This window comes from Amycolatopsis sp. NPDC059021 (assembly GCF_042739895.1).
Classification (GTDB): domain Bacteria; phylum Actinomycetota; class Actinomycetes; order Mycobacteriales; family Pseudonocardiaceae; genus Amycolatopsis.
The window spans coordinates 56,445-75,253 of record NZ_JBHYIQ010000015.1 but is presented as its reverse complement, the minus strand read 5'-3'; the positions used below and the strand labels follow the sequence as shown (position 1 = coordinate 75,253).

The 18,809-nt window shown below is 68.8% G+C and carries 18 protein-coding genes; 12 read left to right on the top strand and 6 right to left on the bottom strand.

The genetic code is table 11. The features are described from left to right. The first annotated feature begins 47 nt into the window (after nt 1-47). Complete coding sequence (gene aceB, locus ACFWX1_RS11815; RefSeq protein ID WP_378386391.1) at nt 48-1,652, top strand: malate synthase A; 1,605 nt, start codon at nt 48-50, stop codon at nt 1,650-1,652. Nucleotides 1,653-1,801: 149 nt separating this feature from the next. Here the strand turns inward: aceB and ACFWX1_RS11810 are convergent, their stop codons facing one another. Then, a complete protein-coding gene (locus tag ACFWX1_RS11810; RefSeq protein WP_378386389.1) occupies nt 1,802-2,347 on the bottom strand; it encodes a TetR/AcrR family transcriptional regulator in 546 nt (181 codons plus the stop codon). A gap of 90 nt (nt 2,348-2,437) precedes the next feature. On the opposite strand from ACFWX1_RS11810, the gene ACFWX1_RS11805 reads away from it, so the two are divergent. Both ACFWX1_RS11805 and ACFWX1_RS11800 read left to right on the top strand, forming a co-directional pair. Beyond that, nucleotides 2,438-2,896: a nuclear transport factor 2 family protein gene (locus tag ACFWX1_RS11805; RefSeq protein ID WP_378386388.1), complete on the top strand. Its 459-nt coding sequence runs from the start codon at nt 2,438-2,440 to the stop codon at nt 2,894-2,896. Between the two features lie 81 nt (nt 2,897-2,977). Next, entirely contained in the window at nt 2,978-3,769 is a 792-nt protein-coding gene (locus ACFWX1_RS11800) for a class I SAM-dependent methyltransferase (RefSeq protein WP_378386386.1), read from the top strand. Between the two features lie 20 nt (nt 3,770-3,789). Here the strand turns inward: ACFWX1_RS11800 and ACFWX1_RS11795 are convergent, their stop codons facing one another. Beyond that, a complete protein-coding gene (locus ACFWX1_RS11795) occupies nt 3,790-5,043 on the bottom strand; it encodes a glycosyltransferase family 4 protein (RefSeq protein WP_378386384.1) in 1,254 nt (417 codons plus the stop codon). Between the two features lie 180 nt (nt 5,044-5,223). Between ACFWX1_RS11795 and ACFWX1_RS11790 the strand changes: the two genes are divergently transcribed. Further along, complete coding sequence (locus ACFWX1_RS11790; RefSeq protein ID WP_378386382.1) at nt 5,224-7,014, top strand: glycoside hydrolase family 2 protein; 1,791 nt, start codon at nt 5,224-5,226, stop codon at nt 7,012-7,014. Here the strand turns inward: ACFWX1_RS11790 and ACFWX1_RS11785 are convergent. Genes ACFWX1_RS11785 through ACFWX1_RS11775 form a run of 3 tightly spaced genes read right to left on the bottom strand, consistent with a single transcriptional unit; the run spans nt 6,983 to nt 9,772 of the window. Continuing rightward, on the bottom strand, nt 6,983-7,471 hold the full coding sequence (locus tag ACFWX1_RS11785; RefSeq protein WP_378386380.1) for a glutathione peroxidase: 489 nt from the start codon (nt 7,469-7,471) through the stop codon (nt 6,983-6,985). The two genes, ACFWX1_RS11790 and ACFWX1_RS11785, sit on opposite strands and share 32 nt — an antisense overlap. Nucleotides 7,472-7,490: 19 nt before the next feature. Then, nucleotides 7,491-9,002 (bottom strand): 1,4-alpha-glucan branching protein domain-containing protein, encoded by a 1,512-nt coding sequence (locus tag ACFWX1_RS11780; protein ID WP_378386378.1) that lies wholly within the window; start codon nt 9,000-9,002, stop codon nt 7,491-7,493. Then, nucleotides 8,999-9,772, bottom strand: a complete 774-nt coding sequence (locus ACFWX1_RS11775; protein WP_378386376.1) for a class I SAM-dependent methyltransferase — start codon at nt 9,770-9,772, stop codon at nt 8,999-9,001. Before ACFWX1_RS11775 ends, ACFWX1_RS11780 begins: the two co-directional genes overlap by 4 nt. Before the next feature lie 86 nt (nt 9,773-9,858). Between ACFWX1_RS11775 and ACFWX1_RS11770 the strand changes: the two genes are divergently transcribed. Then, complete coding sequence (locus ACFWX1_RS11770; RefSeq protein ID WP_378386374.1) at nt 9,859-10,284, top strand: hypothetical protein; 426 nt, start codon at nt 9,859-9,861, stop codon at nt 10,282-10,284. Here the strand turns inward: ACFWX1_RS11770 and ACFWX1_RS11765 are convergent. Beyond that, nucleotides 10,262-11,110, bottom strand: a complete 849-nt coding sequence (locus ACFWX1_RS11765; protein WP_378386372.1) for a DegV family protein — start codon at nt 11,108-11,110, stop codon at nt 10,262-10,264. The genes ACFWX1_RS11770 and ACFWX1_RS11765 overlap by 23 nt on opposite strands. Before the next feature lie 242 nt (nt 11,111-11,352). On the opposite strand from ACFWX1_RS11765, the gene ACFWX1_RS11760 reads away from it, so the two are divergent. From ACFWX1_RS11760 to mnmA, 7 genes are all read left to right on the top strand, one after another. Beyond that, entirely contained in the window at nt 11,353-12,138 is a 786-nt protein-coding gene (locus ACFWX1_RS11760) for an electron transfer flavoprotein subunit beta/FixA family protein (RefSeq protein ID WP_378386370.1), read from the top strand. Nucleotides 12,139-12,164: 26 nt separating this feature from the next. Further along, the gene (locus tag ACFWX1_RS11755) at nt 12,165-13,124 is read left to right on the top strand and encodes an electron transfer flavoprotein subunit alpha/FixB family protein (RefSeq protein WP_378386369.1); all 960 of its coding nucleotides are present in this window, start codon (nt 12,165-12,167) and stop codon (nt 13,122-13,124) included. A gap of 176 nt (nt 13,125-13,300) precedes the next feature. Then, nucleotides 13,301-14,083, top strand: a complete 783-nt coding sequence (locus tag ACFWX1_RS11750; RefSeq protein ID WP_378386367.1) for a GNAT family N-acetyltransferase — start codon at nt 13,301-13,303, stop codon at nt 14,081-14,083. After that, nucleotides 14,080-14,961 carry a lysophospholipid acyltransferase family protein gene (locus ACFWX1_RS11745; protein WP_378386365.1) on the top strand — a complete coding sequence of 294 codons (882 nt, stop codon included), beginning with the start codon at nt 14,080-14,082 and terminating at the stop codon, nt 14,959-14,961. The genes ACFWX1_RS11750 and ACFWX1_RS11745 overlap by 4 nt, the downstream gene beginning before the upstream one ends. 63 nt (nt 14,962-15,024) lie before the next feature. Further along, nucleotides 15,025-16,389 (top strand): MFS transporter, encoded by a 1,365-nt coding sequence (locus ACFWX1_RS11740; RefSeq protein ID WP_378386363.1) that lies wholly within the window; start codon nt 15,025-15,027, stop codon nt 16,387-16,389. 64 nt (nt 16,390-16,453) lie between these two features. Further along, complete coding sequence (locus tag ACFWX1_RS11735) at nt 16,454-17,644, top strand: cysteine desulfurase family protein (RefSeq protein ID WP_378386362.1); 1,191 nt, start codon at nt 16,454-16,456, stop codon at nt 17,642-17,644. Between the two features lie 3 nt (nt 17,645-17,647). Next, nucleotides 17,648-18,739, top strand: coding sequence for a tRNA 2-thiouridine(34) synthase MnmA (mnmA, locus tag ACFWX1_RS11730; protein ID WP_378386360.1), 1,092 nt, complete (start codon nt 17,648-17,650; stop codon nt 18,737-18,739). Nucleotides 18,740-18,809: the final 70 nt, after the last annotated feature.

Genomic DNA, 18,809 nt, shown 5'->3' with positions numbered 1-18,809 from the left:
ATTAACGTGCCGGCCACCAGACCGGCAATACCGGTCGGTGTGTCTTGTTGCAGAGCTCCTCCCCCGGGGAGGGGGAGGGGGCGGCGGGCGGGGCCCGGTTCGCCGAGATCCTCACCCCCGCCGCGATCGACTTCGTGGTCAAGCTCGACAACGCTTTCGCCGGTCGCCGCAGCGAACTGCTCGACGCGCGCCGCACGCGCCGCGAAAAGCTCCAGTCCGGTGAGCAGCCGCTCGGCTTCCTGCCCGAGACCCACGCCGTCCGCAACGACCCGACGTGGCGCGTGGCCGAATCCGCGCCGGGGCTCGAGGACCGCCGCGTGGAGATCACCGGGCCGACCGACCGCAAGATGACGGTCAACGCGCTCAACTCCGGCGCGAAGGTGTGGCTGGCCGACTTCGAGGACGCGACGTCCCCGACCTGGCACAACGTGATCGACGGGCAGCTCAACCTCTACGACGCCATCCGTCGCAACATCGACTTCACCACCGAGGCCGGGAAACGCTACGTCGTCGGCGACGAGCCCGCCACGATCGTCGCCCGCCCGCGCGGCTGGCACCTGGTGGAGAAACACATCCGCATCGACGGCCGCCCGGTTTCGGCGAGCCTGGTGGACTTCGGGCTGTACTTCTTCCACAACGCGCGTCAGCTGATCGCGCGCGGCAGCGGCCCCTACTTCTACCTGCCCAAGCTGGAAAACCACCTCGAAGCGCGGCTGTGGAACGACGTTTTCCTGCTGGCGCAACGGGAACTCGGCATCCCGCGTGGCACCATCCGGGCCACGGTGCTGATCGAGACGATCACCGCGGCGTTCGAGATGGACGAGATCCTCTACGAACTCCGCGAGCACGCCGCCGGGCTCAACGCCGGCCGCTGGGACTACATCTTCAGCGTCATCAAGAACTTCTCCTCGCACGGCGCGGACTTCGTGCTGCCGGACCGCGCGCAGGTCACCATGACCGTGCCGTTCATGCGGGCCTACACCGAACTGCTGGTGCGCACCTGCCACAAGCGCGGCGCGCACGCGATCGGCGGGATGGCCGCGTTCATCCCCAGCCGCGATCCGGAGATCAACGCCACCGCGCTGGAAAAGGTCCGCCAGGACAAAGAACGCGAGGCTGGCGACGGGTTCGACGGTTCGTGGGTCGCGCACCCCGGCCTGGTCCCGGTGTGCCGCGAGGTCTTCGACACCGTGCTCGGCGGCTGGCCCAACCAACTGGGCAAGCTGCGTGAGGACGTCGACGTCACCGCCGAGGATCTGCTCGACGTCGCGAGCGCGGGCGGTGAGGTCACCGAGGCCGGTGTCCGCGCGAACATCAACGTCGCGCTGCGCTACATCGACGCCTGGCTCCGCGGCACCGGTGCGGCCGCGATCCACAACCTGATGGAGGACGCGGCCACCGCGGAGATCGCGCGCTGCCAGGTGTGGCAGTGGATCCGCAACGGCACGAAGCTCGAGGACGGGACAGTGCTGACCCGCGAACTCGCCGTCGAGTTCCTGGACGACGAACTGGCTTCGGTGCGCGCCGACCTCGGCGAAGGCACCAGGGTCGACGACGCGTACGCGATCTTCACCGAAACCGCGCTGGGCGAGAAGTTGCCGAGCTTCCTCACGACGGGCGCCTACGCCCGATACCTCACCGATCTTCGGTGAGCACGGCTGTGTCGATGCGCTCTCGCCGGTAGAGAGTGTTTCGCGCTCCGGCCGTCCTTACCTGACGAAGGACGGCCGGGTTCCACATCGGTTTGGGACGGTGTGGCCGAACGAGCCCGGTGGCGGAGGCTCCCCGCCACCGGGCTCGCTCATGTCCGGCGCCGCTTTTGCGCCTTGAGCAACACCGCCGCCGCTTCGCGCGCGGTGGCCGCTTCACCGGCGTCGCCGCTGATGGCCGCGAGGACCGTCGCGCCCTCCATGAGCGAGAAAAGCTTGTCGGCGAGCGGCGGATCAAGCACCAGTTCGCGGATGTACGCGCGGACTTCGTCCTTGTGCTTGCGGATGGCCGCGAGGATCCCGGGGGAGGGTTCACCGAACTCGCCGAACGAGTTGATGAACGCGCATCCGCGGAAGTCCGGCTCGCGGAACCAGTCGTAGAGCCACTCGAACACCGCCAGAGGATCGTTGCCGTGCCCGCGGACGAAGGCGCGCAGCGAAGCGCGCCAACGCTCGTCGCGCCGCAGCAGGTACGCCTCGACGAGATCGTCCTTCGACGGGAAGCACTGGTACAGCCGTTTGAGGGACACGCCGGAGCGTTCACGTACGGCATCCATCCCGACGGCCTGTATGCCGTGGGCGTAGAACAGCGTCTCGGCGGCTTCGAGGAGCCGTTCGGTCGCTTCCGCGGGATCCATGTCACCTGCCTCTGGCGGGGAGAACGGACGTTCTCTACTCTAGCCCACAGGAGGAGAACGTTCGTTCTCCCTTGCCGGAAAGGAGAACCGATGACGCCACGTCCGCCGTTCCCGCCCTTCGACGAGGACACGGCTCGCCAGAAGGTCCAGGCCGCCGAGGACGCCTGGAACACCCGTGACCCCGAACGGGTCTCGCTCGCCTACACCGAGGACTCGGTTTGGCGGAATCGTGACCGGTATGTCGTAGGTCGGCCGCAGATCGTCGAGTTCCTGACCGAGAAGTGGGAACGGGAACTGGATTACGCACTGCGCAAGGAACTGTGGGGATTCCGGGGCAACCGGATCGGCGTCAGGTTCCAGTACGAGTGCCGGACCGCCGACGGCCGGTGGTACCGCAGTTACGGCAACGAGCTGTGGGAGTTCAGCGACGACGGGTTGATGAGCCGCCGTGAGGCGAGCATCAACGACGTGCCGATCGCGGAGACCGACCGCCGGATCCACGGCCCGCGGCCGAAATCCGGCCACGGGCTCCTGCTGCCGGTCTTCTGACCGCGGAGGCGCTCAGCCGGAAGCGCTCAGCCGAAAGCGAAAGCGTCCGTCACCACAGCCTCGTCGCGGCAGGCTGAGCACATGAGCCTGGGATTCGGCGGCGAGGTGACCGAGTTCTACCACCGGTACCGGCGGGGTTATCCACCCGCCGTGTTCGACGCGCTGACCGAGGTGTTCGGATTGTCCGCCGCCGATGTCGTCCTCGACCTCGGCTGCGGCACCGGTCAGCTGGCCCGGCCGATCGCGGCGCGGGTCCGCGCCGTGCTGGGCATGGATCCCGAGCCCGACATGCTCGTACGGGCCCGGCGCGCGGCGCTGGACGAGGACGTGCGCAACGTGACGTGGCTGCTCGGCGGCGACACCGACGTCCCCGCCCTCGGGAGGTTGCTCGGTGACGATCGGCTGGGAGTGACCACGATCGGCCAGGCCTTGCATTGGATGGAATCGGCCCCGTTGTTCCGCGCGTTGTGGCCGTTGTCGCGTCCCGGCGGCGGGGTCGCGGTGGTGACGAACGGCGAGCCGTTGTGGCTCCAGGCCACTCCGTGGTCCCGCGCCTTGCGCGACGTTCTGGAGGACTGGCTCGGCACGCGGCTCACTCGCACGTGCGGCACCGACGAGGTCAGCCGCGAACGGTACCGGGCGGAACTGGCCGATGCCGGATACCAGGTCGGCGTCCGGACCGTCGAGTACGCCGGAGACCTCGACGTCGACACCATCGTCGGTGGCGTTTTTTCGGCAATGAGCGTGGACCGGCTGCCCGCGCCGGAACGACGCGCGGAGTTCGCCGCCCGGGTCCACGAGGCGCTGACGCCCCACGCGTCGTTCGTCGAATCGGTGCGAGTCAGCTTGTTGACCGGCCGGGTGCCGCGCTGACTACGCCTCAGATCTCGGGTTCAGATTTCGAAGGCGTTGCCGGTGGCGATCTTCGGGCGGCCCAGCTCGGCCGGTTCGCCGGGGCGTGCTCGCCGATAAACGGCGACGGTCGCTTCGGCGATCCGGTTCCAGTCGAAGTCCGCGGCCAGACGGGACTGCGCGGCCAGAGCGCGGCGGGTGGCCGCGTCGCCGTCGCTCAGCACGGTCTCGACGGCGTCCGCCAACGCGGTGACATCGCCGGGCGAGAACGCCAGCCCGGTCTCGCCGTGTACGACGACCTCACCGAGCCCGCCCGCTGTCGAAGCGACGAGCGGGGCCTTCGCCGCGGCCGCCTCGAGCGCGACGATGCCGAACGGTTCGTATCGGCTGGGCAGCACGACGGCGTCCGCCGCGGCCAGCACGGCACGCAGGTCACGGTCGGAAAGGTGCCCGACGAAGTCGACCGCGCGCCGCACCCGCAGCCGCCGCGACTGGTCGACCAGCTCGTCGAAGTGTCGCCCTTTTCCGGCGACGACGAGCCGGGTACCGGGATGCTCGCGGCGGATCCGCGGCAACGCCGAGAGCAGGTCCTGTACGCCCTTTTCCCATTCCAGCCTGCCGAAATACAGCAGCAGGGGCGCTCCGTCCGGGCTGTAGACCTCGCGGGCGCGGGCGATTTCGCCGGCCGGGACCTGCCAGCTGCGCTCTTCGATGCCGTTGTGGATCACCGTGACGTCCGCGCCATCGATCTCGAAGAGGTGTGCCACCTCCGCGCGCATCGCCTGCGAGCAGGTGATCAGCGCGTCCGCGCGGTTCGCGAGCCACCACTCGACCGAATGCACCTGCTGGTTCAGCGGGTGCGACAGCCAGCCCGAGTGCCTGCCCGCCTCGGTCGCGTGGATCGTGCCGACCAGCGGGACCCGCGCGGCCTCGGCGATCGCGATCGCCGGATGGGTGACCAGCCAGTCGTGGGCGTGCACGACGTCCGGCTGCCAGCCGCGCAGCAGGTCGTGCGCGGCGCGGATCATCGCGTGGCCCATCGCCAGCGTCCAGGCGACGAGGTCGCGTTCGAAGGTCACGTGCATCGGGTCCTCGGCGACCCGGATGATCCGCACACCCTCGACCACCCGGTCGGTGCGTGGATGTGTTTCCGCGTCGGTGCCTGCCGTGTGCCGGCACAGCACCACGACCTCGTGCCCCTGCCGGGCGAGATGGCGGGCCAGCGCGTGCACGTGCCGTGCCAGGCCGCCGACGACCACGGGCGGGTACTCCCAGGACAACATCAGCACGCGCATGGGAGGAGGTTACTCGCGAGTTGGCCCCGCCCGGACGCCCCCGCCGCGTGGTTCGGAGGGCCGGCCGGTCTTGGTACACGGTGTTAGCTGGGAGGGGCCGCGAAGGTGGTTTGAGCCATGACGGTGAGATGTGAAATAGCTCACCCGTCGCTGTGTGAATCTCTGCCACCATCGGAGGTGATGACTTTTCTCGAGCATGTGGACCCGCCGCTGTCGACGCCGTGGACCGCTCGGGCCGGGCCCGGCGATGTCCCGCCCGAATACCCGAGGCCCCAGCTCACCCGGCCACGCTGGCTGAACCTCAACGGCGTCTGGGAGTACGCCGGATGGCCGGTTTCCGGCGACGAGCCGCGGCCGTCCGGCTACGGCGAACGCATCCTGGTGCCCTTCCCGCCCGAATCCGCCCTGTCCGGAATCGGCAGGCACGACGAGGTCCTCTGGTACCGGCGCGTGTTCGAGATCCCGGAGGACTGGCGGGGCGGGCGGGTACTGCTGCATTTCGGCGCGGTCGACCAGTCGGCGACCGTGTGGGTGAACAACCAGCGGGTCGCGACGCATGAAGGCGGGCACACCGCGTTCAGCGCGGACATCACCGACGTCCTCCGCGCGTCCGGGTCGCAGGAGCTCACCGTCCGGGCCGAGGACCACACCGACACCGCCACCTTCCCGGTCGGCAAACAACGCAACGACCCGAGCGGTATCTGCTACACGGCCGCGTCCGGGATCTGGCAGACCGTGTGGCTCGAACCCGTGCCCGCAGCCCATGTCAGGGCCCTCGAAATCACGTCGGACCTCACCGGATTCACAGTGCTCCCGCAGGTCACCGGCGGTGCACGGGTCGAGATCGTGGCGTCGCCGAATTTCGGCGACGACCAGGTGCGCGCGACGGGCGAGGTCGGCGAGCCGGTACGCGTCGCCATTCCGCGGCCACGGCTGTGGAGCCCCGAGGACCCGTTCCTCTACAACCTGACCGTGCGCCTGCTCGACCGGAACGGCGACGTCCTCGACGAAGCCGGCAGCTACGGCGGTCTCCGCACCGTCGAGGTCGTTCCCGGTGCCGACGGCCGCCCGCGGATCGCGCTCAACGGCCGCGTCACGTTCGTGCACGGCCCGCTCGACCAGGGTTACTGGCCGGACGGGATCTACACCGCGCCGACCGACGACGCACTGCGCTTCGATCTGGAGCGCACGAAGGAACTCGGCTTCAACTCCGTCCGCAAGCACGTCAAGGTCGAACCGGCACGCTGGTACTACTGGACCGACCGGCTGGGTCTGCTGGTCTGGCAGGACATGCCCTCGCTGACCGTGTCCTTCGACGGCCCGCCCGGCCCGGCGCCGGATCCGGTGCCGGAAGCGAAGGCACGGTTCGAGGCCGAACTGACCGAGATGATCACGCAGCTGCGCGGGATCACCTCGATCATCGGCTGGGTGCCGTTCAACGAGGGCTGGGGCGAATTCGACACCGCGCGGATCGCGGAGTCGGTGAAGAAGCTGGATCCGGGCAGGCTGGTCATCGCGAACAGCGGCGTCAACTGCTGTTTTTCCAGGCCCGACTGCCGCGTCGGCGACGTCTACGACGATCACACCTACGTGGGCCCCGGTGAGCCGCCGAAGGACGACGACCGGGTCGTCTTCGACGGCGAATACGGCGGTCTCGGGCTCGTTCTCGACGAGCATCGCTGGCCGGGGCCACCCCAGGCGTACGAAATGGCGACGACCGCCCAGCAGCTCACCGAACGCTACGTCGAACTCAGTGAGCGGCTGGAACGGCTGGCGCGGGAAGCCGGCCTGGCAGGGGCGATCTACACGCAGATCACCGATGTGGAGAACGAGGTCAACGGCTTCCTGACCTACGACCGGCGGGTCGTCAAACTCGACCTCGCGACCGTGGCCGCCCGCAACCGGGCGGTGATCGCGGCGGGCAGTGCCGACGCCGAGGTCAGTTCGGCAGCGCCGCCTCGATCGCCTTGACGAGGGTTTCGTCCTCTGGCTCGGTGCGCGGGCGGAAACGGCCGAGCACCGAGCCGTCGGTGCCGACGAGGAACTTCTCGAAGTTCCACTGGACATCGCCCGCCGCGCCTTCGGCATCGGCGGTGCGGGTCAGCTCGGCGTAGAGCGGGTGCCGGTTCTCGCCGTTGACCTCGATCTTCTCGAAGAGCGGGAACGAGACACCGTAAGTGGTCGAGCAGAACGCCTGGATCTCCTCGGCCGTTCCGGGCTCCTGCCCGGCGAACTGGTTGCACGGGAAGCCGACGACGGAGAACCCGCGGTCGCCGTACTGCTCCTGCAGCCGCTCCAGCCCGGTGTACTGCGGGGTCAGCCCGCACTTCGAAGCGACGTTCACCAGCAGCAAGGCCTTGCCGCCGAGCGCGCCGAGGGTGGTGTCCTCCCCGGCGAGGGTCTTGAGCGGAATGTCCTGGATCCCCATGGTGTCCCTTCCTTCGTGGTCAGCGCTTCTTGAGCGCCCTGGCGTCGAGATGACCGAACGGGTTGTCGTCGCCGCGGAACGTCGTCGCGAGTTCGTGTGCCCGAGCGCGGTCGCCTTCGCGCACCAGCGTCGCCAACGCGTCGAACCGTTCGGTGTGGACACGGGCACGGCGTCGCGCGTAGTCGGCGGCGGAGTCCTTGGTGACCATGAATGCCCAGTCGCTCGACAACGCGAGCATCGCTTCGGCCACCGCCTGGTCGGCGACGGTGTCGCGGGCGGTGCTGTCCACGGTTGCGACGAGGTCGAGCAGCCGGTGCTGGAGCGCGGTGTTCGCCGTGACCATGTCGGCGACCTGCTCGCCGTCCCAGACCCGCCAGTCCTTGCCCGAACCCCAGGACGACGCCGGCAGGTCGATGGGGCTTCCGAGGTGCCCCGCCTCGATCGCGCCGCGCAGCGTCGTCACCCGGACCCCGGCTTCGGGCAGCGCCCGCAGAACGCCCTCCAGCCAGGCCGGGCCTTCATGCCACCAGTGTCCGAACAGTTCCGTGTCGTAGGCGGCCACCACCAGCGATTCACGACCGTGCCGGTCCTTGAGGTCGCGCAGCCGCGTGACCACGGTGTCCACGAAGTCCTTGACGTGCAGCCCCAGGACGTCGGCGGCGAGCGCGGGATCGTAGGGCGCCTTGTCCGGCGGCTCGATCTGCTTGCCGGTGACACGAGACGGCTTCAACCCGACTTCGTGTGCCCAGGTGTGGAAATCGCGGTAGGCGGCATGTCCCGGGTAGCCCGCTTTGGGGGACCAGACGCGGTAGGTGACTTCGAGGTCGCGGCCGAAACAGACGACGTCGGAGTCGCCGACCGTGCGCGCCGACGCTGTTTCGCCCCGCAGCGACGGGCCGTCCACCAGGAACCGGCGGACACCCGCGGCCGCGTAGTCGCGTTCCATGCCGGGCGCGTAGCCGCACTCCGGCGCCCAGATTCCTTCCGGGCGGCGGCCGATGCGCAGCGCGGTGTCGTCGAGGCCGCCGCGCAACGCGAACTCGCGCACTCGCGGCTCCAGCAGTGGCTGGAACGGATGGGCCAGCGGGCCACCGAGCAGTTCGATCGTGTCGCTGTCCACAAGGGAACGCAGGATCGGCGAAAAACCATGGCGCCAGCGGGTTTCGAGCTCCTCGGCGGCGAGGGTGGCGGTGCGGTGCTCGGCCGCGGCGAGTTCGCGCAAGAGCGGGTCGCCACGCCACAGCGTCGCCGCGTGCTGCGCGCGCAGCTGCCAGTGGCCGAGCCAGTCGTGGCACGCCGAGATGCAATACGGATCGTCGAGCTGAGCGGCCAGTACCGGCGTCATGCCGAGGGTGAGCACGTCGCGGCGGCCCTCCCCGGCGAACCGGTGCAGCAGGTCCACCATCGGCAGGTAGGAATGCGCCCAGGCCTGGTAAAGCCATTCTTCGCCGACCGGCCAGCTGCCGTGATGGGCGAGCCACGGCAAGTGGCTGTGCACCACCAGGCAGAAGGTGCCCTCGTACTCGCTCACCGGCGCACCGCCACGGCGATCAGGTCGAGACTCGCGTCGAGGTCTTCCCCGTGGACAACGAAGTCCTCGGCGCGAATGGCTTCGATGTCCGCGAGCAGCGCGGGCGGCCAGGTCGCCTGGCCGGGCAACTGACCCATGACGACGTCGAGCTGGGCGTCGATGATCGAACCGCCGTAACGCGCGTCGAGCGCGCGGAGCGGATCACCGTGGTGCAAGCCGTGCAGCGACTCGACCTCGAATCCCGCCCCGGTCAGCAGCGAGTCCATTTCGGACGGTGCGAGTTCCCTGGTGTGGAACGGATTCAGCGGGGTGTCGCTGTCCGGGGTGAACGTCAGGCGGTTCGGAGTGGTCACCAGCAGCTTCCCGCCCGGTACGAGCACACGACGACATTCGGCGAGGAATCCGGCCTGATCCCAGAGATGCTCGATCACCTGGAAGTTCGCCACGACGTCCACCGAGGCGTCCCGCAGGGGCAGGAACGCGAGGTTGGCACGCGCGATCGCGACCGCCGGATAGCGGCGGGCGACATGCTTCGTGGTCGGCTGGTCGTAGTCGAGCGCCACCACACGCCGGGCGTGCTCGGCGAGGAGACCCGCTCCATATCCTTCGCCGCACCCTGCTTCCAGGACCGTCGCGCCCGCACAGTGGGGGAGCAACGCGAGGTACGCGGCCTCGTGGCGCCGGAACCAGTAGTTCTCCTCGGCGATGCCGGGGACGGTCCGCTCGCCGGTGAGATGCAGCGCTTCGGCCCGGGTGGCTGGGGTGGTCACGCTCGCGACCCTAGCGGGTGACCTGGCCGGAACGGGCAAGACGGCAGGCGATGTCACGTCTTGGGGAGCTGTCTTGTCCATGGGGTATGCAACGGACCTTCATACGCGTACTTCTCGTGATCTTCGGTGCGATCGAGGCCGGTGTCGGCCTGTGGCCGCTGGTTTCGCCCATGGGCTTCTACCAGGATTTTCCCGGGCTCCGGCGGGGCTGGGTGGCGATGGACGGAGCCTTCAACGAGCACCTCATCCGCGACTTCGGCGGGCTGAACCTCGCACTCGCCGCCGTCCTGGTCGGGGCGGCGGTGATCGGCACGGCCGCGGCCGCCCGCCTCGCCGGTGTCGCGGCGCTGCTGTTCGGCGCGCCGCATTTCGCGTACCACCTCGGCCACCTCGCCCATTTCGAACGGCTGGACCAGGTCCTGATCGTGGTGACGACGGCGCTGGGCGCGCTGGTGCCGCTGGTCCTGATTCTCCTGCCGGGACGACGGATCAAGCCACCGGAGACACCGTGATGCCGATGGCGCCCGGGCCGACGTGGGCGCCGATGACGGTGCTGGCCTCGACGAGCATGGCCTCGCCGAGACCGGCGACCCGCTGCCGGAGCGCTCCGCCGATCTCGAACTCCCGCTCGTCAGGCCCGCCGAAGCGGGTCACCGCGACGTCCACCTGCTGGGTGCCCGCCGTCTTCACCGCCAGGTCGACCAGCTTGCCCAGCGCGCGTTTGACGCCGCGTGCCCTGGCCGCCGGGGAGACCTCGCCCCCGGTAACGGTGAGCAACGGTTTGATCGACAGTGCCGTGCCCAGCATCGACTGCGCGGCGCCGATGCGCCCGCCGCGGCGGAGGTACTCCAACGTGTCCACGTAGACGAGTTCGGTACTGGTGCGGAAGCGGCGTTCCGCCGCGGCGATCACCCGATCCACCTGGGCGCCCGCGGCGGCGGCACGGGCGGCGGAAACGGCCGCGAAGCCGAGGCTCATGCCGAGTGTCCCGCTGTCGAGGATGTGCACGGGGATGCGCACCTGCTGGGCGGCTTCGCGGGCGGCCTCCAGCGTCGCGGACATGCGCCCAGAGATGTGGACGCTCACGATGGCGGACGCCCCGCGGGCGGCCGCGTCCTGGTAGGCCCAGAAGAACGCGCCGGGATCCGGCGGCGTGGTGCTGACCGGGGTTCCGGCGCGCATCGACTCGATGAGTTCGGCGCGGTCGAAGCGGTGTTCGTCGTCGAGATGGTCGCCGACGTGCAGCTGGATCTGGGCGACACCGATGCCCCAGCGGGCGGCGAGCTGCTCCGGCAGGCACGAACTCGAGTCCGTGATGACGGCGATGGAGGCGGACATGGTGCCGGAGGTTAACAATTAACCACCTACTCCGAGTAGACCGCCGTTCGCCCGATCGGCGGAGCGGTCCCACGATATGGGGCAACCCAAAACTACCGGTACGATCGTGCAGCTAGTTTGCTCATCCAGGTGAATGCCGTCACCTCGCCGGGTCAGGCGCGCCGGATGGCTCTAATCTACCGGCCAGTAGAGCACTGTCCCGTGGCCGACGCCGGCCACTACCGGGAGGTCGAAGAAGACCCATGACGAACATCGTTGTCCTGGTCAAGCAGGTACCGGACACCTACTCGGAGCGGAAGCTCTCCGGCGCCGACCACACCCTTGACCGTGAATCCGCCGACGCCGTGCTCGATGAGATCAACGAGAAGGCCGTCGAAGAAGCCCTGAAGATCAAGGAAGCCGGCGAGGGCGAGGTCACCGTGATCTCGGTCGGCCCCGACCGCGCGACGGACGCGATCCGCAAGGCGCTGTCCATGGGCGCGGACAAGGCCATCCACGTCTCCGACGAGGCCCTGCACGGCTCCGACGCCATCGCCACCGCCAAGGTCCTCGCGGCCGCCATCGCGAAGGTCGGCAGCTACGACCTGATCATCGCCGGCAACGAGTCCTCCGACGGCCGCGGCGGAGCTGTCCCCGCGATCCTCGCCGAGCTGCTCGGCCTGCCGCAGCTGACCTACGTCCGCGTGCTGAACGTCGAGGGCACGGCGGTGAAGGCCGACCGTGAGACCGAGGACGGCATCACGCACCTCGAGGCGAACCTGCCCGCGCTGGTCAGCGTCGGCGAGAAGATCAACGAGCCGCGCTACCCGTCGTTCAAGGGCATCATGGCCGCGAAGAAGAAGCCGGTCGAGACCCTGAGCATCGCCGACCTCGGCATCGACGCGGGCGAGGTCGGTCTCGGCAACGCCTGGTCGTCGGTCATCGAAGCCGCCCCGAAGCCGCCGCGCACCGCGGGCGAGAAGGTCGAGGACGAGGGCGACGGCGGCAGCAAGGTCGCCGAGTACCTGGTCGGCCAGAAGCTCATCTGAGACAGGTTTCGAGGAGGAATAGGGAAATGGCTGAAGTACTCGTCCTCGTCGACCACGTCGACGGTGAGGTCAAGAAGGTCACGCTCGAACTGCTGACCGCCGCCCGTGCCCTCGGTGAGCCGTCCGCGGTCGTCGTCGGCCCGACGGGCTCCGCGGCGAAGGCCAAGGAAGCGCTGGCCTCGCACGGTGCCGCGAAGGTGTACGTCGCCGAGGGCGACGCCGCCACCGGTTTCCTGGTCACCCCCAAGGTGGACGTGCTGGCCAAGCTGGCCGAGCAGGCCTCCCCGGCGGCCGTGCTCGTCGCCGCCGGCGCCGAGGGCAAGGAGGTGGCCGCGCGGCTCGCCGTCCGGCTGGGCTCCGGTCTCCTCTACGACGCCGTGGGCATCAACGCCGACGGCAGCGTGGACCAGTCCATCTTCGGTGGCGCGTTCTCGGTGAAGTCCAAGTCCGCCAAGGGTGCCCCGGTCGTCTCCGTGCGGCCCGGTGCGGTCGAGGCGGAGGCCGCCGAGGGTGCCGCGGCCGAGGAGACCGTCGAAATCCCGGCCGGCGACCCGGCGAAGTCCGCGCGTATCACCGGCGTGGAGCCGGTGGTGGGCGGCGACCGGCCGGAGCTGACCGAGGCGTCGATCGTCGTTTCGGGTGGCCGTGGTGTCGGCTCGGCGGAGAAGTTCGATGTCGTCGAGAAGCTGGCCGACTCGCTCGGCGCGGCCGTCGGCGCGTCCCGCGCCGCTGTCGACTCCGGTTACTACCCGGCGCAGTTCCAGGTGGGCCAGACCGGCAAGACCGTGTCGCCGCAGCTGTACATCGCGCTCGGCATCTCCGGCGCGATCCAGCACCGCGCGGGCATGCAGACCTCGAAGACGATCATCGCGGTCAACAAGGACCCCGATGCGCCGATCTTCGAGATCGCCGACTTCGGCGTCGTGGGCGATCTGTTCAACGTTGCCCCGCAGCTGACCGAGGCGGTCGAGAAGCGCAAGGGCTGAGCGCTCGCCGAATCGATTCGAAGGGCCCTCCGGGATGGTTCCCGGAGGGCCCTTCGGCATCTCCGGAGCAGTCTCGGACCTGAGAGAACCCTGAGAACCCGCAATTCACTGAACGTGCACTAATCGGTCACCGGATGGCACTCTTCGCGGTTCTCCCCGCCGGGTACACCTTGACCATGACGACGTCACAGCTCCTCGTCAGTACTGACCAGGCGGGTGTCGAGGTTCCGGCCGGTGCACCCAGGTACTCCTTGCTCGTCGCTCACGGAAATGACGAAGTCGTCGCCGCGCAAAAGCTGCGATACGAGGTCTTCGCCGAAGAAGTCGGGGCGAATCTCAATACTCTCCAGGCCGGGCTCGACGTCGACTACTTCGACGAGTTCTGCGACCACCTCGTCGTGCGGGACGACAACACGGGCGAAATCGTCGGCACCTACCGGATGCTGCCGCCCGAGCGTGCCGCGCAGGCCGGGAAACTCTACTCCGACAGCGAATTCGACCTCACGGCGATCAACGGGCTCCGGCCGTCGCTGGTCGAGACCGGACGCTCCTGTGTCCATGCCGACCATCGCAGCGGCGCCGTCGTAAGCCTGGTGTGGGCCGGGATCGCGCGATACATGCTGCTTTCCGGGCACCGCTACCTCGCCGGCTGTGCCTCGGTGCCCTTGACCGACGGCGGAAGCTTCGCGGCCGGTGTGTGGGATGTGCTGCGCGCCAAGCACTACGCCGACGAGTCGGCCCGCGTCACCCCCTTGCAGCCGTGGGTGGACGAGGGGATCGCGCGGCCCGCGCGTTCGCTGCTCCCACCGCTGATCAAGGGCTACGTCCGGCTCGGCGCCAAGGTGTGCGGCCCGCCTGCCCACGACCCGGACTTCGGTGTCGCCGACTTCTTCGTGCTGCTCGACCTGCACAACGTCGATGAGCGTTATCTGAAGTTCTTCCTCGGGGCTCAGTTATGAGCCACCCCTGGATGCCCACGTCTCCCTGCGGGGACGGCTGTCTGACCGAAGGTGCACGGACGGTGGCGTTGCCCCGTCGTGTGCTGCGGTTCACCGCGGCGATCGGCGTCGTCCTCGTGGCCGTGTTGAGCGCCCCGCTGCTGCTCGTGCTTCGCGGGCGCGGCAGGGAACGGCTGATCAGGGCAGTGTTCCGCGGGGTGTTGCGTGCCTTCGGCGTCAAATTGGTATTGCGTGGGGCAGAAGGTTTTCTGGCGGCCCCGGCGGGACGTGGGGCGTTGGTCGTGAACAACCACATCTCCTGGCTGGACATCGTGGCGATCAACGCGCTGCGGCCGATGCGCGCGCTGGCGAAGCGCGAGATCGCGAGCTGGCCCGTGCTCGGAAGCCTTGTCCGCCGTGGTGGAAGCATTTTCCTTGACAGGGAAAGGCTTCGCACCTTGCCGGGGACGATGGACGAGCTCGCCGCCGCATTGCGCTCCGGGTCGTTGGTGAACGTGACTCCCGAAGGCACCACCTGGTGCGGCTTGGCTTCCGGCCGGTTCACGACGGCCACCTTCCAGGCCGCGATCGACGGTGGGGTACCCGTGCGCCCGATCGCTCTGCGGTACCGGCTCGCCGACGGCAGGGAGACCAGCCAGCCGGCGTTCATCGGTCCAGAGTCCCTTATCGCATCGCTTCGCCGGGTAGCTGCCTTGCGGGGCTTGGTGCTCGAGATGCAGGTGTGTCCCGAGATCGCACCTGGACGCGCGTCGAACCGTCGCGAGCTGGCGTCGCTGGCGGAGGCGTCGGTGCATTCGGCACTCGGCACGGTCCGCATCCCAGCGCAACGGCGCAAGTCGGCTCGTGTCTCGGCGCCGAGGCGCCCAGTGAACAGCTGACCCAGCGCGCTTTCGCCGGTGCGCCTTGACCTCCACTGAGCTGGAGGTTGCAGGCTGGCGATCATGAGCCGGACGATCGAAGCGCCCGCCCGCCGCAGTGTTCTTTGGGCGCCTGAACGCAGGCTGACCACAGTCGCGTTGCTGCTCGTCGTCACCTTGGTCGCGTTCGAGAACATGGGTGTCGCCACCGCGATGCCGACGCTCGTGGCCGAGCTGCGCGGGCTTTCGCTCTACGCTTGGCCGTTCGTCACATTCCTGATCGCCAGTGTGATCGCCACCGTGTTGTCGGGACGGATGGGCGACCGTCGCGGCCCGGTTCCCGCGTTGTTGGCCGGTCCTGTCCTCTTCACCTGCGGACTGATCGTCGCGGGCACCGCGACCGGGATGCCGTTGTTGCTCGTCGGCCGGGCGTTGCAGGGGTTCGGGTCGGGGCTGCTGCTGGTCTCGGTCTCTTTGCTCATCGCTCTGACGTTCACCGACCGGGAGCGGCCGGTGATCTACGCCGCGAACGCGGCCGCTTGGGTGCTGCCCGCGGTCGTCGGACCGTCGTTGGCCGGCTTGATCACGGTGAGTGTCGGGTGGCGCTGGGTCTTCCTGGGACTGGTCCCCTTGGTCATCGTCGGTATCGCGATGCTCCTCGCCGTCGCCCGCCGGTTGCCACCCCATGTCCCCGCGGCCGCTGGGCGGCAGGCCGGGGTGATCACGGCGGTGGTCGCCGCGCTCGGTGTAGCCGCCTTGACCTGGGCTGCCCAGCAGCGCTCGTCGTACGCCCTCGTAGTCGGAGCGGCCGGGCTTGTCGTCCTTGCGTATTCGCTGCGCAAGCTGCTGCCGAAGGGCACCTTGACCTCCCGTCCCGGGCTGCCGACGGTCGTGGCTTCGCGGGCGCTCCTCGCCGGCGCTTACGCCGGAATGGAGGCCTACCTGCCGTTGACGATGAGTGCGGTCCATGGCTACAGCCCGGCACTCGCCGGCTTGCCGCTGACCATCACGGCGCTCGGCTGGTCAGCGGCGTCGGCGGTGCAGGGAAGGTTCGTCGACTGGTCGAGAGAGGCGTCGCTCCGAGTCGGGTTCCTCCTGGTCACAGTGGGTCTTGTGGGCTTCGGACTGGTGTCTCAGCCGCTGTTTCCGGGGTGGATCGCCTTCGCGGTCTGCGCGGTGGGAGGGGCCGGAATGGGAATCGCGATGCCGGCTGTCTCGGTGCTTCTGTTGCGATATTCGCCCGAAGGGGAGCGGGGGTTCAACACCTCGGCGATGCAGCTTGCCGATTGGGTGGGATCCGCGCTGCTCATCGGGCTGGGCGGTGTCTTGCTCGGCCTCGTAGCATCGGCGCAGCACCCTTCGCCCGCAATGGCACTGCTCAGTGCGGTGCTCATCGCGCTCGCCGCACTGGGGGCTCGTTTGACAGGCCGCTGGCCGACGAAGGTGTGACAGCCCACTCTGACTGCGAGGGTGGGCTTCGTCACCCGCTGAAGCGGACTACCCTGAAGGGGCGATGACCTACCTCGACCACGCGGCGACCACTCCGATGTTGCCGGACGCCATAGCGGCGATGACCGAGGCGTTGCCCACCGTGGGCAACGCCTCAGCGCTGCATTCCTCGGGCAGGCGCGCGCGGCGGATTGTCGAGGAGGCCCGCGAGACGATCGCCGAGGCCCTGGGCGCCAGGCCGTCGGAAGTGATCTTCACCGGAGGCGGCACGGAGAGCGACAACCTTGCCGTCAAGGGGATCTACTGGGCGCGCCGGAACGAGCGGCCCGAACGGCGCCGCGTGCTGTGCAGCACGGTCGAGCACCACGCGGTCCTGGACACGGTCGAGTGGCTCGAGAAGTACGACGGCGCGGAGATCACCTGGCTGGAAGTCGACAGCCAGGGTCGTGTCTCGCCTGAGACGTTGCGTTCGGCCATCGCCAGGGAACCGGAGACCGCGGCACTGGCCACGATCATGTGGGCGAACAACGAGGTAGGGACGATCAACCCGGTACCCGAGCTCGCGGCGGTTTGCGCGGAATTCGGCGTGCCGCTGCACACCGACGCGGTGCAAGCGGTCGGCGCGATCCCGGTCGATTTCGCCGCTTGCGGAGCCGCGGCGCTCAGTCTCACCGGGCACAAGCTCGGTGGTCCGTATGGGGTCGGCGCACTGCTGCTCGGTCGGGACACCGCTTGTGTCCCACTTCTGCATGGCGGTGGTCAGGAACGCAGTGTCCGTTCCGGCACCTTGGATGTACCGGCGATCGTCGGTTTCGCCGCCGCTGTACGCGTGTGTGTCGAGGCGCGGGAAGAACAGGCCAAGGCACTCGTGCGTCTCCGTGACGGGCTCATCGAGGCCGTGCTTCGCGAAGTGCCGGACGCGGTGCTCAACGGTGGCGAAGGCGACAGGTTGCCCGGGCATGCTCACTTCACGTTTCCCGGGTGTGCGGGCGACAGCCTCCTGATGTTGTTGGATGCCAAGGGAATCGAGTGTTCGACGGGCTCGGCCTGCACGGCCGGGGTCGCCCAGCCGAGCCATGTACTGCTGGCTATGGGTGCGGATCCTGTCGCCGCCCGCGGCTCGTTGAGGTTCTCTCTCGGCCACACCTCCTCCGCGGCGGACGTCGCGGCGCTCGCCGGGGAGATCGGCGGCGTCGTGGCGCGTGCTCGGCAGGCTGGGCTGGCCGGGATGCGCAAGCAGAAGCAAGAGGTGTAGGGCATGCGAGTACTGGCTGCGATGAGTGGAGGAGTGGATTCGGCGGTCGCCGCCGCGCGTGTGGTGGACGCCGGCCACGACGTAGTCGGCGTCCACCTCGCGTTGTCGGCGAAGCCGGGCACTCTGCGTACCGGCTCGCGGGGTTGTTGCACGATCGAGGATTCGCACGACGCTCGCAGGGCCGCCGATATCCTTGGTATTCCGTTCTATATCTGGGATTTCGCTGAGCGCTTCACCGAAGAGGTAGTGGAAACCTTCGTCGGGGAATATGCCGCTGGGCGTACCCCCAATCCGTGCGTCACCTGCAACGAGAAGATCAAGTTCGAGGCCCTTCTGGAGAAGGCCGTGGCACTTGGCTTCGACGCGGTGGCGACTGGGCACTACGCCCGCCTGGCCGTGCAGGACGGTGTTCCGGAACTGCGTCGCAGCGCGGACGAGGGCAAGGACCAGTCCTACGTGCTCGCCTCGTTGACCCCCGAGCAACTCAGCCACGCGATGTTCCCGCTCGGCGACTCCTGGAAGTCCGATGTGCGAGCCGAGGCGGAACGTCGTGGCTTGTCCGTGGCGAGGAAGCCCGACAGCCATGACATCTGTTTCATTCCGGACGGGGACACCAAGGCGTTCCTGGAGAAGCGGTTGGGGCAGCACCCGGGCGACCTTGTCGATGCGGAAACCGGGGCGGTGCTCGGTCGGCACACCGGCGTGCACGGGTTCACGGTCGGGCAGCGCAAGGGGCTTGGTATCGAGGCGCCCGCGCCAGATGGCCGACCGCGATACGTGCTGTCGCTGGAACCGGTGTCCGGCACGGTCAAGGTCGGCTCCGCGGCAGGCCTGGGAGTGCGGGTGATCGAGGCGGATCGCGCGATCTGGCCCGGTGGCCGGCCACTGCATGGCCCGACCGAATGCGTCGTCCAGGTTCGGGCTCACGGCGGCATCGTCGATGCTGTGGCCGAAGTCGACTCCGATCAGGTGACGGTCCAGCTGCGGGAGCCCTTGCGCGGCGTTGCACCGGGACAGGTCGTCGTTCTCTATCGCCCTGACGCCGTGTCGGGTGATCTGGTCCTCGGGAGCGCGAAGATCTCGGCTACTCGCTGACTTTGTGCAGCGCGAGCACGGGCAACAACAGCCCGTGGCACAGTGCATGCTGCCTTCGCATCGTTCTGTG